Origin of the sequence: Nonomuraea sp. NPDC048901, from assembly GCF_040649695.1 — a bacterium.
Classification (GTDB): domain Bacteria; phylum Actinomycetota; class Actinomycetes; order Streptosporangiales; family Streptosporangiaceae; genus Nonomuraea.
In genome coordinates this window covers 893583-908703 of record NZ_JBEZFW010000003.1, presented here as the reverse complement: position 1 = coordinate 908703, position 15121 = coordinate 893583, and the positions used below count along the sequence as shown (strand labels likewise).

The window sequence follows — 15121 nt, the reverse complement described above, 5'->3', positions numbered from 1 at the left end:
CCCGATCCTCCAGCGTGGGGTCAGCCTGGGGGTCACAGTCCCAGTTCTCTCAGCTTCTCGCGGTTGGCGGCTTGATCGGCGATGTTCCGCTCAACCGACCGGCGGCCCGGCAGGGTGTCCTGCTCGATGATGATCCAGCCCTGGTAGCCGATCTCGTCGAGCGCGCGGACGACGCCCGGCAGGTCCAGCTCGCCCTCTCCCAGCGGCGCGAAGCCGCCCCGGCCCATGAGCTCGCGCAGGTCCACGCCGTCGGCGAGGGCCTGGCCGAGTATCGCGGTGTCGCCGTCCTTGACGTGCACGTGGCCGACCCGGTCCGACCAGTCGCGCAGGGCGGTCACCGGGTCGCCGCCGGCCAGCAGCAGGTGGCCGGTGTCCAGGCAGAGCTGTACGTCGGTCAGCTCCAGCAGCCGCTCGACGTCCTCGGGCGTCTCGACGTAGGTGCCGAGGTGGTGGTGGAAGGCGGGCTCGAAGCCGCGTTCGCGGCAGCGGTCGGCCGCGATCTGGACGCGGGAGGCGTAGCCGGGCCAGTCGGCGGCGGCCAACCCCGGAGCGTTCCCACCGGGCCTGGCGAACCTCGCCGGCGAGCCCGAGCAGCCGAGCGTGGGCCGGGGCGCCAGGTGCTCGGGGGCGGCCGGCGCGGCGGCGAACACGTCGAGCGTCGCGTCCAGCGCGGCCAGTCCCTTCTCGAACTCCACGGCGTCGCTGTAGCGCAGGTCGGCCCAGCCGCCGGCGAGCAGCAGCCCGTCGAGGCGTTCCACCAGGTCGGCGCCGGTGCCGAGATAGCCGATGGGCCCCAGGTCGATGCCCGCGTACCCGGCGTCGGCGAGCGCACGGACCATCTGGTCGGCGCTCAGCGGGGGCGGCGCGTCGGCCAGTTCGAACACGCCGAAGCTCACGGGGGCGTTGGCGACTCGTGTCACGCGCATATGGCGATCACCTCGTTCTCGTACGTTTCCAGGCGGTGCCGTCCCTCTCCCGCGGAGACCAGTACCCGCTCGCCGCGGATTACCTGGCGATCACCGCCGGGGCGCACCAGGACGAGGCCGTCGGCGCCGAGCGCGAGCAGCTCGTCGCCCAGCCTGAGCAGCAGCGGCTCGCCGGGGCCCGCGGAGATCGCGGTACGGCCCGCGGCGACGGCATCGAAGATCGTGCTGGTGTCCTCGGCCAGGACCCAGGTGGTCGGCGCGCCCGGCAGGCCGTCGTCGCCGACGCGGTGGAAGTCGCTGGCGCCGATCGCGACCAGGTCGGGTCCCCAGGCGTCGGCCCAGGCCAGGGGCGCGCCCCAGCGCCGATCCCACCAACCGGAGTGCCATACCTCGGCGATCCGCGGCCGCTCGCTCAGCGGCTGGAGCCAGGCGCAGTCGCCGCCGAGCGGGTGGTTGATCGACATCAGCCCGCCCTCGCGCGCGGCGTGCCGGACCCAGGAGTCGGCGGGCTGCCGGAAGTCCACCCAGCCCACGTCGCCGAACACGTTGGCGTGCCCCCGATCCGTGGTCACCTCCTGGCCGGGCAGCAGGGCGATGCCTCGATCGTCGCCGAGCCAGGGGTGGTGGCTGACGGTGTTGTGGTCGGTGACGACCAGGAAGTCGAGGCCACGGCCCTTGGCCAGCTCGGCCAGCTCGGGGACGGTCAGCACGCCGTCGCTGTGGACGGTGTGGGAGTGGAAGTCGCCCGCGAACCAGCGCAGACCGTCGACGCCGGGCAGGTCGCGGCGCGGCGGCCGGTCCCCGTGGGGCGGCTCCTCGATCACCGGCCGTGGGGGCGCGGCGGCCTCGGTGTGGATCTCCAGCGTGTAGTCGAGGCCCTGCGGCGGCACCCGGTGCAGCCGCAGCCACACCTGCCACGTCCCCGGCGCCGGCTCGCCGGGCAGGTAGCCGGGAGTCGCCCAGTCGGCGGTGATCGTGTACTCGTCGCGCGCGCCGCCCGACCAGCCGCGGAACCCGTCCGGCGAGCCGCAGCCGAGGTCGAGCACGCCCTGTGACCGGTCGAAGCTCAGCCGTACGGTCAGCGCGGCGGTGCCGGCCGGCACCTCGAAGGGCACCTCGCGCAGGATCCGCTCCAGCCGGTCGTCCAGGCTCCAATGGCCGCGGATCATGGTCATGCCGACACCAGCTCGCCGTCCCGGTAGACCAGGGCCCGATCGCGGCGCGGCGTGGCGAAGCCGTCGGCGCCGATGGACGGCTCGCCGCCCTCGGGCACGACCGCCTGCACGAGCACCGCGCCGACCTCCAGCGTCACCAGGTGGGACGCCCCCAGGTTCTCCACGATGACCACCTTTCCCCCCAGCGAGCCCTCGGCGGGCTCGGCCGAGTAGGTGTTGTACTCGGGCCGCACGCCGTACACGACCCGCTCGCCGTCGGTGAGCAGGCCCTCGGCCGAGACGGGGACCGGCACCTTGCATCCGGCCACCTCCAGCCTGTCACCGCGGACGGTCCCGTCGAGCAGGTTCATCGGCGTCGAGCCGATGAAGGCGGCGACGAAGGTGTTGGCGGGCCGCTGGAACACCTCGGCCGGCGTGCCGATCTGACGGATGTGCCCGGACTCCATGACGGCCATCCGGTCGGCCATGGCCAAAGCCTCGGCCTGGTCGTGGGTGACGAAGACGGTGGTGACGCCGAGCTCGCGCTGGAGTTTCTTCAGGAACGTACGGGCCTCCAGGCGGAGCCGGGCGTCGAGGTTCGACAGCGGCTCGTCGAACAGGAACGCCTGCGCCTGCGTCGCCATGACGCGGGCCAGCGCGACCCGCTGCTGCTGGCCGCCGGACAGCTGGCCGGGGCGCCGGTCCATGAGCTGGTCCAGGCCCAGCCTGGCGCCGACCTCCTCGGCCTTGCGCTGCCGGGCGGCCTTGCCGACCTTCTTGATGCGCAACGGGTAGGCGATGTTGTCGGTGACGTCCATGTGCGGGAACAACGCGTAGTCCTGGAAGACCATCGCGATGTCCCGGCCGCCCGGCTGGACGCCGGTGACGTCGCGGTCACCGATGACGACGGCGCCGCCCGTGGCGGTCTCCAGCCCGGCGATCGTGCGCAGCAGCGTGGTCTTGCCGCAGCCGGACGGGCCGAGCAGGGCGAAGAACTCGCCGTCGGGGATGGCCAGGTCGAGCGAGTCGAGCGCTTTGACTCCCCCGGGGTAGACCTTGGTCAGGGCTCGCAGTTCGATTGCGGCCATCAGCGCTTGATCCCTCCGTGGAAGCGGAAGCCATACTTCTTGCTGACGAACAGGTACATGAGCACCACGGGGACCGAATAGAGCAGGCCGAACGTGGACAGCAGGGTGAGGTTGGCCTGGCCGCCCTCGGTGTAGAGCGTGTACATGATGACCGCCGCGGGCTGCTTCTCGACATCGCTGAGCAGCAGGTACGGCATCAGGAAGTTGCCCCACACGTTCGCCACGGCCCACACCGCGATCGTCGCCAGCCCCGGCCGTACCAGGGGGACGACCACGTGGCGGACGATCTGCAGCGGCGAGGCCCCGAAGACGCGCGCCGACTCCTCGTAGGACTTCGGCGTGGAGTCCATGAAGTCCTTGAGCATGAAGATCGCCGCGGGCAGCAGGCCGCCGGTCAGGATGAGGATCACCCCGAACTGCGAATCGATCAGGTTCAGCTCGACGGCCAGCTGGAACAGCGGCACCATCGCGGCCGTGCCGGTGATGATCGAGGACAGCAGCAGCAGCGCGTAGAGCAGCGCGTCGCGGCCCGGCAGCCGCACCCGGCTCAGCGCGTACGCGGCCAGCGCCGCGAAGACCACCACGAGCAGGGCCGTGCCGACCGCCAGCACCAGCGAGTTCAGGAGCGACGGCAGCGCGTACGGATGCTCCAGGATCGCCGTGAAGTTGTCCAGCGTGAAGTCGGGCACCCGGACCTCGTAGGTGGGGTCCGAGGTGAACGGCGCGGCGGCCAGCCACAGCAAGGGGATGGTGAAGAAGGCCAGCAGCACCGCGATCAGCGTGTAGAAGCCGATCCGGCCCAGCACGAACCGCGTCATTTCTTTCTCCTGAGCAGGCGCAGGTAGAACACCGCCACGACCAGGTTGATCAGCAGGATGACCGTGGAGACGGCCGCGCCGTAGCCCAGCTCGCTGCCCTGCAGCGCGACCTTGTAGACGTGGACCGCCAGCACCTCGGTCTGACCATCGGGCCCGCCCGCGGTGAGCATGAACGGGGTGAAGTCGTTGAACGTCCACAGGCTGATCAGCAGGAGGTTCGTCAGGATATGTCCCCTGATGTGGGGGAACACCACGTCACGTAACTGCTGCCAGCCGGAGGCCCCGGCCAGGCGGGCGCTCTCCAGGTGCGAGGGCGGCACGTTCCCGAGCGCGGCGCCGTACAACATCATCGAGAAGGCGGCGCCGCGCCAGGTGTTGAAGATGACGATCGACAGCATCGGGTGGTCGAGCAGCGGCGCGAATCCCGGGACGTGCAGCAGCGCTTGGAGCGTGCCGCCGTCGCGGTCGAGCAGCGCCACCCACAGGAACGAGACCACCGCGCTGGGCAGAATCCAGGCCAGGATGACCAGGCCCTCGACGGTCCGTTTGAGCGGTCCGGTGCGATCGCGCATCAGCCAGGCGATCGTGAACCCGAGCACGACCTGGCCGATGACGGCCGAGCCGAGCACGAACTGGACGGTCAGCCAGGTCGAGTTCCAGAACGCGGGGTCGGAGACCGCCTTGACGAAGTTGTCCAGGCCGACGAGCTGAGGCTCGGCGGCGGCGGTGCCCGTGAGGCGGTAGTTGGTGAGGCCGAGGTAGAGGACCCAGAGCGCGGGGAAGACCAGGAACACCGCGATCAGCGCCAGCGCGGGCGCCACGAACGCGCCCGCTCTCAGCCTGCCCAGGCCCGCCGCGTCCGAGCTGTAGCGACGGGCCGGTGCGTCCTCGAGAGCTTCAGGAGGCGATATTGCCTGCGCCACCGACGATTCCTTCGAGCTTCTTCTGGTAGTCCGCGGCGGCCTGGTCGGGTGCCGTGCCCCCGACGACGGCGGCCGTGGCCTCCTGGAGTGCGGCCGACACCTGGGGATAGACGGCGACCGGCGGCCGGTAGGCCGTCAGCGGCAGCACCTTCTCCGAGATGAACGTCAGCAGCGGCTCCCCGGCGAGGATCTCCTTGTTGACGTCGGTGCGCGGGGTGATGCGCACGTTGCCGTTCTTGGTCTCCTCCTTCAGCCCCTCCGGCGAGAGCGTGAAGGCCAGCAGGTCGAAGGCCTCCTTCGGATGCTTGCTGTTGGGGTTGACGGTCCGCAGCGCGCCGCCCGACATGCTGACGAAGTCCTGGCCCCGCAGTCCCTTGCCGGGCTCCATGGCGGGGATCAGGGCGTAGCCGACGGTCTGGTCACGGTCGGCCATCTTGGCCACGCCGTCCTTGGGGTTGACGACGCCGCGCCAGAAGTAGTCGCCCTCCATCAGGATGCCGATCTTGCCGCCGGCGAACTGCTGGAAGGACTTGTCGCGGCCCTTGGCCTCCTGCTGGAGCTTGGGGTCACCGAGGCCGCTGCCGCCGTAGATCTTCTGGTAGAGGCCGAGCGCGTCCTTGAGCGGCTGGGACGCGCCGGTCCACTTGCCGTCCTTCTGCACCTCGCCGCCCGCGCCCGCCAGCAGCGGGAGCACGCCCTGCATCGAGGTGGCCTCGCCCATCGCGGTGCCGGCGTTGATCTGGATCGGCACCGGTACGCCCGCCGTCTTCAGCTTGGCGCCCGCGTCGAGGATCTCCTGCCAGCTCTTCGGCTGCCAGTCGGCGGGCAGCCCGGCCTTCTGGAAGAGCGTCTTGTTGAAGTAGAGCACCCGGCCGTCCGTGCCGACGGGCAGGGCGTACTTCTTGCCGTTGAAGGTGGCCAGTCCCTGGACCGACTCGGGGATCTGCTGCCAGCCGTCCCAGCTGTCGGCGCTCGCCCCCACCACGTCGGACAGCGGCTTGATGTAGCCCGCCTCGGCGAACTCACCGGCCCAGATGCCGTCGAGGTCGATCACGTCCGCGCCCTTGCCTGACTTCAGGTCGAGGGAGAGCTTGGTCTTGTACTGCTCGTCGTCGACACCGCTGGGGACGAACTTGACCTTGACGTCCTTCCCTTTCGCCTTCTCGGCCGCCTCGAACTTGGGGGCGACCCAGTTGGCGAGGAAATCGGCCGCCGCCGCGTTCTTGCCGCCCGCGATGGCGTTCTGGGCGATCGTTAACTCGATCGTGCCACCGGAGTCGCCGCCGGACGACTGGCCGCACGCGGCGAGCCCCAGCGCGGACACGGCGAGGACCGCGACCGCGCCTACCGACCTTTTCCGCAATCCCATGCAAACCCTCCGACATGTCCTTAAAGCCAGGAACCCGGCCAATATGTCATGACATCCAGATGACGTAAAGGCCTGCCGATATTTCAGGAGTGTGTCCGCATGCTGCATCTTTGTCACGAGGAGGTCTCGGCGAGAGGTCCGACCCTAGACGATCCACCTATCGGGGGTTTCGGTCAGGGAAAAAAGCCCGGCATAGCGGACATCCGAATGTCATGACAATATGCCATAGTAGGCACGAAGGCTCCGTCACTGGAGGTGCGTTGTACGACCTGATCACGATCGGCCGCTCCGGGGTCGACGTCTATCCGCTGCAGACCGGCGTGGGCCTGGCCCACGTCGACACCTTCGGTAAGTTCCTCGGCGGGAGCCCGACAAACGTCGCGGTCGCGGCCGCGCGCCACGGGCTGCGCGCCGCCGTGATCACCGCGGTCGGCGCCGACCCCTTCGGGGAGTACGTACGGCAGGCGATCCGCGGTTTCGGCGTGGACGACTCCTTCGTGGCCACCGTCGAAGGCCCCCCGACGCCCGTCACGTTCTGCGAGATCTTCCCGCCGGACGACTTCCCGCTCTACTTCTACCGGGGCGAGCATCCGCCGGACCTGCAATTGACCGCCGAGTCGCTGGACCTGGCCGCCATCCGGGACACGAAGCTGTTCTGGTTCACCGGCACCGGCCTGAGCCAGGAGCCGAGCCGGGCCGCGCACGCCGCCGCCCTGGCCGCGCGCACATCCGGCTGGACCGTCTTCGACCTGGACCACCGCCCCATGCTGTGGGAGTCGCCCGAGGCTTCCCAGGAGGCGGTACGCCAGGCCCTTCCGCACGCGAACGTGGCCGTCGGCAACCTCGACGAGGTGGAGAACGCGGTGGGCACCCGCGACCCGGTGGCGGCCGCGCAGGCGCTGCTCGACGCCGGGATGCGCGTCGCCATCGTCAAGATGGGCCCCAACGGGGTGCTGGCCCGCAGCAGGGACGAGTACGTGGTGGCGGAGCCGGTCAAGGTCGACGTGGTCAACGGCATCGGCGCGGGCGACGCGTTCGGCGGCGCCGTCTGCCTGGGGCTGCTGAGCGGCTGGCCGCTGGAGCGGACGATCCGCTTCGCCAACGCCGCCGGCGCCTACGTGGCCGCCCGCCTGGCCTGCGCCGACGCGATGCCCACGACTGACGAGGTGCAGGCACTCCTATGAGCGACATGACGCTGCCCAGAACCGCCCGCTACGACCACCTGACCCACATCCGGGCCACCAGGCCGGAGGAGATCGAGCGCGCCGCCGCCCGGCGGCAGCGCCGGGGGCTGCCAGGTGAGGGCGAGCGCCTGCTGATCATCGCGGCCGACCATCCGGCGCGCGGGTCGCTCGGCGTCCGCGACCGGCCGCTGGCCATGGCCAGCCGCCCCGACCTGCTCGACCGGCTCCAGACGGCGCTGGCCAGGCCCGGCGTGGCCGGCATCCTGGCCTCCCCCGACGTGCTGGAGGACCTGCTGCTGCTCGGCGCGCTGGAGGAGAAGCTGGCCTTCGGCTCAATGAACCGGGGCGGCCTGCAGGGCTCGGTGTTCGAGCTGGACGACCGGTTCACCGGTTTCGACGCGGCCGCCATCGACGCGATGCGCCTCGACGGCGGCAAGATGCTCTGCCGCATCGACCCGGCCGACCACGCCACGGTCACCACGCTCGAATCATGCGCCCACGCGGTCAGCGACCTGGCCCGCCGGCGGCTGCTGGCGATGGTCGAGCCGTTCTGGGCGGCGCGTACGGAGGCGGGCGTCCTGCGCAACGACCTGTCGCCCGAGGCGGTCATCCGGTCGATCAGCGTGGCCCAGGCACTCGGCACGACCTCCGCCTACACCTGGCTGAAGATCCCCGCGGTCGCCGAGATGGAGCGCGTCATGGCCGCCACCACGCTGCCCGCGCTGCTGCTCGGCGGCGACCCGCCCGACATCGACGCCGCCTACGCCGACTGGGACCGCGCGCTGCGCCTGCCGGGGGTGCGCGGGCTCGTCATCGGCCGCGCGCTGCTCTACCCTCCGGACGACGACGTGGCCGCCGCGGTGGACGGCGCGGCCGCGCTGGTTCGAGAGGTGCGCTCATGACATACCTTCCGTACGGCAAGGCCGCCGGCGGGTCGTGGTCGGTGGAGATCACGCCCGCGTTGGCCGGTTGGACCTACTCAGGGCTACGCGTGGCCGACCTCGGCGGCGCCCCGGTCTCTTTCTCGACCGGGGAGGAGGAGATGCTCGTCCTGCCGCTGTCGGGCTCGTGCACGGTGACGTGCGGCGCCGAGCGGTTCGAGCTGACAGGCCGCACGTCGGTCTTCGCCGGGCCTTCTGATTTCGCCTATATCCCGATTTCTACGGATGTGACGGTGGAGGGGACGGGCCGCATCGCGTTCCCCTCCGCTCGGGCGACCCGGCGGTTGGCACCGCGGTACGTTCCGGCCTCGGAGGTGCCGGTCGAGATCCGGGGCGCGGGCCGGGCCAGCCGCCAGGTGAACAACTTCTGCGCCCCCGGCGTCTTCGAGTGCGACAAGCTCGTGGCCGTGGAGGTGCTCACGCCGGGCGGCAACTGGTCGTCCTATCCCCCGCACAAGCACGACACCCCCAACGAGGGCGAGGCCGTGCTGGAGGAGATCTACTACTTCGAGGTGGCCGACGGCGGCCTGGGCTACCAGCGCGTCTACTCCTCCGAGCGGGGCCAGATCGACACGCTGGCCGAGGTCTCCTCCGGTGACGTGGTGCTGGTGCCCTATGGCTACCACGGACCGTCGATGGCCGCGCCCGGCTACGACCTCTACTACCTGAACGTCCTGGCCGGTCCCGCCGACGAGCGGTCGATGGCGTTCTGCGACGACCCCCGGCACGCCTGGATCCGTTCTTCCTGGGACGGCCAGGCCATCGATGCGAGACTGCCGTTCGGGAGGACTTCATGACCCGTTTGACCGTGGCGCAGGCTGTGGTGCGCTTCCTGTCCCACCAGAGGAGCGAGCGCGACGGCGTCGAGCACCGGCTGTTCGGCGGCTGCTTCGGCATCTTCGGCCACGGCAACGTGGCCGGGCTCGGCCAGGCGCTGGCCACCTCGACCGAGGACCTGCCCTACCGCCTCAGCCGCAACGAACAGGCCATGGTGCACGCGGCCGCCGCCTACGCGCGGGCCGCCAACCGGCTGTCCACCCTGGCCTGCACCACCTCGATCGGCCCCGGCGCGACCAACATGATCACCGGCGCGGCGGGCGCGACGATCAACCGGCTGCCCGTGCTGCTGCTGCCCGGCGACGTGTTCTCCACCCGGGTCGCCAATCCGGTGCTCCAGGAGCTCGAAGACGCCCGCTCGTACGACATCTCGGTCAACGACTGCTTCAAGCCGGTGTCGCGCTTCTGGGACCGGATCAACCGGCCCGAGCAGCTGCCATCGGCGCTGCTGGCCGCCATGCGCGTCCTCACCGACCCGGCCGAGACGGGCGCGGTGACGCTGGCGCTGCCGCAGGACGTCCAGGCCGAGGCCTACGACTGGCCGGAGGAGCTGTTCGAGCGCCGCCTCTGGCACGTGCCGCGACCACGCCCCGAGCGGGCGGCCCTGACGCGGGCGGCCGAGCTGATCAAGTCGGCCAGCCGGCCGCTGATCATCGCCGGCGGCGGGGTGATCTACAGCGAGGCCACGGCCGAGCTGCGGGCCTTCGCCGAGGCGTACGGCATCCCGGTCGCCGAGACGCAGGCGGGCAAGGGCGCGCTGCCGTACGGGCACCCGCTCGCGATGGGCGCGGTCGGCGCGACCGGCACCACCGCGGCCAACGCGCTGGCCCGCGAGGCCGATCTGATCATCGGCGTCGGCACCCGCTACAGCGACTTCACCACGGCCTCCCGCACGCTCTTCTCGGCTGAGGCCCGGTTCGTCAACCTGAACATCACCGGCTTCGACGCGGCCAAGCTGTCGGGACTCCAGCTCGTGGCCGACGCCCGCGAGGGCCTGACCGAGCTGACCGGGGCCTGCGCGGGCTGGAGCACCACGGAGTCCTACCGCTCGCGCGCCGCCGAGCTGTCGGCCGCCTGGGACGCGGTGGTGGACGAGGCGTACGCGCTGGACGGCCGGCCGATGCCACAGTCGGCCGTGATCGGCGCGGTCAACGCCGCGGCCGGCGACGACGGCGTGGTGGTCTGCGCGGCCGGCTCCATGCCCGGCGACCTGCACAAGCTGTGGCGGCCGAGCGGCCCTGGCAGCTATCACGTGGAGTACGGCTACTCCTGCATGGGCTACGAGATCGCCGGCGGGCTGGGCATCAAGATGGCCGTCCCCAACCGCGAGGTGTTCGTCATGGTGGGCGACGGGTCCTACCTGATGATGGCCCAGGAAATCGTCACGGCCGTCTCCGAGGGCATCAAGCTGATCGTGGTGCTGGTGGACAACTCCGGCTTCGCCTCGATCGGCCGCCTCTCGGAGAGCGTCGGCGCCCAGCGGCTCGGCACCTCCTACGCCTACCGGGGCACCGGCCGCTACGACGGCGACGGCCTGCCGGTGGACCTGGCCGCCAACGCCGCCAGCCTCGGCGCCACCGTGCTGCGGCCCGACACGCTGACCGACTTCCGCAAGGCTCTGGAGGCGGCCCGCGCCGCCGAGGAGACGACCGTGATCTATGTCCGCGCCGACCCCATGATCGACAGTCCGTCGTCGGAGGCGTGGTGGGACGTCCCGGTCGCCGAGCTCTCGACCGCGCCGGAAGGCCCTATGGTGCGCGCTTCGTACGAGTCCGAGAAGAGCGCCCAGAAGCCGCACATCACGCCCACCTGACAGAAGGGGCGCTGCTTCAGGCGCGCTGCTTCAGGCGCGCTGCTTCAGGCGCGCTGCTTCAGGACGTCGGCGATGCCCGCCAGGAACGAGTCGACGTCCGCGATCAGGTAGCCGGGCCGCAGCAGCACGGTCGAGAACTTCGCCTCGCGGACGTCCTTGGCCGTCACCGGATAGTCGGTGGTGCCGCGCAGCGTGGCCACGATCCGGTCCAGGAAGGCGTCGACCTCGTCCTCGTTGTAGCCCGTGCCCATCCGCCCGGGCCGGAAGGCCACCCGCTCCACCCGCGCCGCCTGCGTCTCGAACCACTCCTCGCGCAGCATCTCACCGGTCGGCTCGGCCATGGCCAGCCGTACGGGACTCTTGGCCCGCGTCTCCAGCGCCACCACGAACGCCTCCAGCGCGAAGTCCACCGCGGTCTCCTGATAACCGCCGCGCCTGGCCCGGAACGTCGCCCTGCGTACGTCGTCGGCCGTGACCTGCTCGATGTCGCGCGGCCCCCTGCCCAGTGTGGCCTCGATGCGCCCGATCAGGGCGTCGACCTCGACCGGGTCGTAGCCTGAACGCATACCCATGACGCGTGGAAAGCGGTTCAAGCTCACTCCTTCTGCGGTGTGCTGGGGGCCTGCTCATATTGTGGGGCTCTTTATCCTGACAATGCGAACTGAGATATACCGTTACTGGACCATGAGATTGACCAAGGTCTCTTTCCGTTATCGAAGACGTGATCCTTCTGTCATGAAGGACGTGGACGCGCACCTTGATCCCGGTGACGTGATCGAGGTCGCCGGCGTCAACGGTGCGGGCAAGTCCACACTGCTCCGCCTGCTGGCCGGGCTCACCAAGCCGTCGTCGGGCACCATCACCGACCGCCCGGCGGTGGTCGGCTTCGCCCCGGACCGCTTCCCGCTCGAGCAGCCCTTCACGGTCTCCGGCTACCTGCGCCACATGTCCCGGATACGCGGCGGCGCCCGATGGGAGCCCTGGGCGGAACGCCTCGGCATGGCTCACCTGCTCGGCCTGCGGCTGGGCGAGTTATCGAAGGGCAGCGCCCACAAGGTCGGGCTGACCCAGGCCCTGATGTGCGGGCCCGGCCTGCTCATCCTGGACGAGCCGTTCGCGGGGCTCGACGCCGACACCCGCGAGGTGCTGCCGTCCATCGTCACGGAGCTCTCCGAGGGCGGCGCCATCGTGGTCGCCAGTGACCACCAGGGCGGCCTGCGTCACCTTCCCTCCATCCGGCACTGGACGGTGGTGGACGGCCTGGTCAAGGAGGGTACGGCGGGGCAGCGGGCGACCGTGCGGGTGGATCTGCCGGTGGACGAGGTCCGGTCGTTCGTGGCCAGGATGCGTGACGAGGGCTACCGGGTCCAAGACGTGTCCGTCGCCACATCCGTCGCAGAGGTCGGCCACGTCGCGGAAGTCACCGACGCCAACGTTACGAACGTCGCCGACGTCACCGAGGAGCAGCGATGATCGCCTTGACTGTCTTCCGGGTCGCGGCCTACATCCGGTCCCACCGCATTTTCCAGGCGCTCCTGCTCATGCTCGCGCTGGTCGCCATCCTCTACGGCAGCCGCGCGCCCAAGGGCGCCGAGACCGAGGTCCTCACGGACGCCGCGGTGCTGGTGATCCCGATCCTGGCCTGGTCCAGCAGGAGCGTGCTCGACACCGAGCCGGATCAGCAGCGCGCCATGTCGGCGATCAGCGTGGGCGGCCGGCTGCGCGAGCTGAGCGCGGGCCTGCTGGCGGCCTTCGCGACGTCCCTGGTGCTCATCGCGCTGGCCCTTGGCTGGGGCCTGGCACTGGGCGTCAGCACGGTCCCGGCGCCCGAGGAGTTTGCCGCGGTCCTGACGTTGTACGGCCTCGCGACGCTCGCCGGGGTCACGCTCGGCGCCCTCACCAGCCGGGCGATCCTGCGCTCCCCCGCGATCTCCATCATGTCGCTGCTGCTGGGCTTCCTGGCCATGCTGATGCTCAGCGCCTCGCCCCTGTACTGGCTGACGGTCCCGGTCATCACCTGGATGAAATCCGCGAACTCCGCCGAGCTGACCGCCCGGCTGCCTGAGCTCGCGACCATCTCGCTGGCGTGGTGCCTGCTCGGCCTGGGCTGTTACGCCTGGCTGCGCCGTACCCGACCCTGAAAACCCGACAAGTACGTCGCGTCTGCCTCCTTTAGCCACTAGGTTAGTGAGCACTCACCCACCTATGAGGAGTCAGGCGTCATGAAAGTGATCTGTGTCGGCGACAGCATCACGCGTGGTCAGGTCAGCGCGAACTACGTGAAAATGCTGGAGTCCAGGCTGCCGGGCACCACTGTGATCAACGCGGGCGTCAACTACGACGTCTCCGCCCATGTGCTGGACCGGCTCTCCGAGGTCGTCGACCAGGATCCCGACGTGGTCACCGTGCTCATCGGCACCAACGACGCCACCGCCACGCTGGGCGAGAGCACCGCCCGCAAGCTGCGCGACCGGTGGAAGCTGAGCGAGGACATCAGCCCCGACGGCTACGCGGCGAACCTCTCCGCCATCGCCACCCGGCTCAAGGACGAGACTCGGGCCCGCATCGCGCTGATCTCGCCGCCGGTGCTCGGCGAGGACCTCGACTCGGAGGCGCTGCGGCGGACGTCGGAGTTCGGGGAGATCGTACGTAAGGTGGCGGCCGAGCAGTTCGTGCAGTATCTCCCGCTCAACGAGCAGATGGTGGCGCACCTGGAGAAGGCGGAGCGCAAGCCGCGCGTCCACTACCGGGCGGACAGCCTGCTGGCGCCCACCGCCGCGATGCAGCACTTCTTTCTCGGGCGCGGCTTCGACTCGATCGCCAAGAGCCGCGGCCTGCTGCTGACCACGGACACCGTCCACCTGAACAGCCGCGGCGCCGGGATGATCGCGGACCTGATCGAGGGCGTCGTGCGCTCTTCCTGAGCCTTCCTAGAGCTCTTCCCGGGGCTATTCGGCGGCGGCGAGCTGGCCGCAGGCGCCGTCGATCTCGCGGCCGCGGGTGTCGCGGACGGTCACCGGCACACCGTGGTATTCGAGCCGCCGCACGAACGCCCGCTCGTCCTCCGGCCGGGAGGCGGTCCACTTGGAGCCGGGCGTCGGGTTGAGCGGGATCAGGTTGACGTGCACCAGCTTGTTGCGTACCAGCTTGCCGAGCAGGTCGGCCCGCCACTCCTGGTCGTTGATGTCCTTGATCAGCGCGTACTCGATCGAGATCCGCCGCTTGGTCTTGGCCGCGTACGCCCAGGCGGCGTCGAGGACCTCCGACACCTTCCAGCGCGTGTTGATCGGCACCAGCGTGTCGCGCAGCTCGTCGTCGGGTGCGTGCAGGGACAGGGCGAGCGTGACCGGCAGGCCCTCGTCGGCGAGCTTGCCGATGGCGGGCACCAGGCCGACCGTGGAGACCGTGACGCCGCGCGCCGAGATGCCGAGGCCGTGCGGGGCGGGCTCCACCATCCGGCGTACGGCCCCGATGACCTGCTTGTAGTTGGCCAGCGGCTCGCCCATGCCCATGAAGACCACGTTGCTCACCCGCCCTGTGCCGCCGGGCACGTCGCCCGCGGCCAGCGCGCGTGCGCCGGAGACCACCTGCTCGACGATCTCGGCGGTGGACATGTTGCGGGTCAGCCCGGCCTGGCCCGTGGCGCAGAACGGGCAGTTCATGCCGCAGCCGGCCTGTGACGACACGCACATCGTCACCCGGTCGGGATAGCGCATCAGCACCGACTCGACCAGCGCGCCGTCGAACAGGCGCCACAGCGTCTTGCGGGTGGTGCCGGCGTCGGTGGTCTGCTCCTTGACGGGGGTGAGCAGCGACGGCAGCAGCACCGACAGCTTGTCGCGGGCCGCCGCGGGCAGATCGGTCATCGCGTGCACGTCGGCGTTCAGGCGCTCGAAATAGTGCCGGGACAGCTGGTCGGCGCGGAAGGCCTTCTCGCCGAGCTCCGTCACCGCCGCGCGGCGGTCGGGCATGGACAGGTCCGCCAGGTGCCGAGCCGGCTTGGCCCTGCGCGGCGCGACGAAGGTGAGCTGGCCTGGCTGCTGGGACACGTTCCTGCCTTTGCTTGGG

15 protein-coding genes are annotated in these 15121 nt (G+C 70.5%); 7 read left to right on the top strand and 8 right to left on the bottom strand.

From position 1 onward, the window contains the following. Window positions 1-32 precede the first annotated feature (32 nt). The 6 genes from AB0C30_RS13710 to AB0C30_RS13685 are packed head-to-tail and all read right to left on the bottom strand — an operon-like array spanning window position 33 to window position 6278. Window positions 33-926 (bottom strand): TIM barrel protein, encoded by an 894-nt coding sequence (locus tag AB0C30_RS13710; protein WP_357943009.1) that lies wholly within the window; start codon window positions 924-926, stop codon window positions 33-35. Continuing rightward, window positions 917-2101: a CehA/McbA family metallohydrolase gene (locus tag AB0C30_RS13705; protein ID WP_357943007.1), complete on the bottom strand. Its 1185-nt coding sequence runs from the start codon at window positions 2099-2101 to the stop codon at window positions 917-919. The genes AB0C30_RS13710 and AB0C30_RS13705 overlap by 10 nt, the downstream gene beginning before the upstream one ends. Further along, on the bottom strand, window positions 2098-3168 hold the full coding sequence (locus AB0C30_RS13700; RefSeq protein ID WP_357943005.1) for an ABC transporter ATP-binding protein: 1071 nt from the start codon (window positions 3166-3168) through the stop codon (window positions 2098-2100). Before AB0C30_RS13700 ends, AB0C30_RS13705 begins: the two co-directional genes overlap by 4 nt. Then, window positions 3168-3986 carry a carbohydrate ABC transporter permease gene (locus AB0C30_RS13695; RefSeq protein WP_357943003.1) on the bottom strand — a complete coding sequence of 273 codons (819 nt, stop codon included), beginning with the start codon at window positions 3984-3986 and terminating at the stop codon, window positions 3168-3170. Before AB0C30_RS13695 ends, AB0C30_RS13700 begins: the two co-directional genes overlap by 1 nt. After that, window positions 3983-4909 (bottom strand): sugar ABC transporter permease, encoded by a 927-nt coding sequence (locus AB0C30_RS13690; protein ID WP_357943001.1) that lies wholly within the window; start codon window positions 4907-4909, stop codon window positions 3983-3985. Before AB0C30_RS13690 ends, AB0C30_RS13695 begins: the two co-directional genes overlap by 4 nt. After that, the gene (locus tag AB0C30_RS13685) at window positions 4884-6278 is read right to left on the bottom strand and encodes an extracellular solute-binding protein (RefSeq protein WP_357942999.1); all 1395 of its coding nucleotides are present in this window, start codon (window positions 6276-6278) and stop codon (window positions 4884-4886) included. The genes AB0C30_RS13690 and AB0C30_RS13685 overlap by 26 nt, the downstream gene beginning before the upstream one ends. Before the next feature lie 260 nt (window positions 6279-6538). Here AB0C30_RS13685 and iolC point away from each other — a divergent pair, with 260 nt between their 5' ends. The 4 genes from iolC to iolD are packed head-to-tail and all read left to right on the top strand — an operon-like array spanning window position 6539 to window position 11053. Continuing rightward, a complete protein-coding gene (iolC, locus tag AB0C30_RS13680) occupies window positions 6539-7462 on the top strand; it encodes a 5-dehydro-2-deoxygluconokinase (RefSeq protein ID WP_357942997.1) in 924 nt (307 codons plus the stop codon). A 5-nt stretch (window positions 7463-7467) separates the two neighbouring features. After that, on the top strand, window positions 7468-8364 hold the full coding sequence (locus AB0C30_RS13675) for a deoxyribose-phosphate aldolase (protein ID WP_357943116.1): 897 nt from the start codon (window positions 7468-7470) through the stop codon (window positions 8362-8364). Further along, entirely contained in the window at window positions 8361-9200 is an 840-nt protein-coding gene (gene iolB / locus AB0C30_RS13670) for a 5-deoxy-glucuronate isomerase (protein WP_357942995.1), read from the top strand. Before AB0C30_RS13675 ends, iolB begins: the two co-directional genes overlap by 4 nt. After that, window positions 9197-11053 carry a 3D-(3,5/4)-trihydroxycyclohexane-1,2-dione acylhydrolase (decyclizing) gene (gene iolD / locus AB0C30_RS13665; protein ID WP_357942993.1) on the top strand — a complete coding sequence of 619 codons (1857 nt, stop codon included), beginning with the start codon at window positions 9197-9199 and terminating at the stop codon, window positions 11051-11053. The genes iolB and iolD overlap by 4 nt, the downstream gene beginning before the upstream one ends. 44 nt (window positions 11054-11097) lie before the next feature. Here iolD and AB0C30_RS13660 read toward each other — a convergent pair whose 3' ends face one another. Then, window positions 11098-11646 (bottom strand): DivIVA domain-containing protein, encoded by a 549-nt coding sequence (locus AB0C30_RS13660; protein ID WP_357942991.1) that lies wholly within the window; start codon window positions 11644-11646, stop codon window positions 11098-11100. 142 nt (window positions 11647-11788) lie between these two features. Here AB0C30_RS13660 and AB0C30_RS13655 point away from each other — a divergent pair, with 142 nt between their 5' ends. The 3 genes from AB0C30_RS13655 to AB0C30_RS13645 all read left to right on the top strand — a co-directional run bounded on the left by AB0C30_RS13655 (window position 11789) and on the right by AB0C30_RS13645 (window position 13977). Further along, on the top strand, window positions 11789-12526 hold the full coding sequence (locus AB0C30_RS13655; protein ID WP_357942989.1) for an ATP-binding cassette domain-containing protein: 738 nt from the start codon (window positions 11789-11791) through the stop codon (window positions 12524-12526). Further along, entirely contained in the window at window positions 12523-13194 is a 672-nt protein-coding gene (locus AB0C30_RS13650; protein WP_357942987.1) for a hypothetical protein, read from the top strand. Before AB0C30_RS13655 ends, AB0C30_RS13650 begins: the two co-directional genes overlap by 4 nt. Window positions 13195-13275: 81 nt before the next feature. Then, on the top strand, window positions 13276-13977 hold the full coding sequence (locus tag AB0C30_RS13645) for a GDSL-type esterase/lipase family protein (protein WP_357942985.1): 702 nt from the start codon (window positions 13276-13278) through the stop codon (window positions 13975-13977). A 24-nt stretch (window positions 13978-14001) separates the two neighbouring features. Here the strand turns inward: AB0C30_RS13645 and rlmN are convergent, their stop codons facing one another. Further along, window positions 14002-15102: a 23S rRNA (adenine(2503)-C(2))-methyltransferase RlmN gene (gene rlmN / locus AB0C30_RS13640; protein ID WP_357942983.1), complete on the bottom strand. Its 1101-nt coding sequence runs from the start codon at window positions 15100-15102 to the stop codon at window positions 14002-14004. Window positions 15103-15121: the final 19 nt, after the last annotated feature.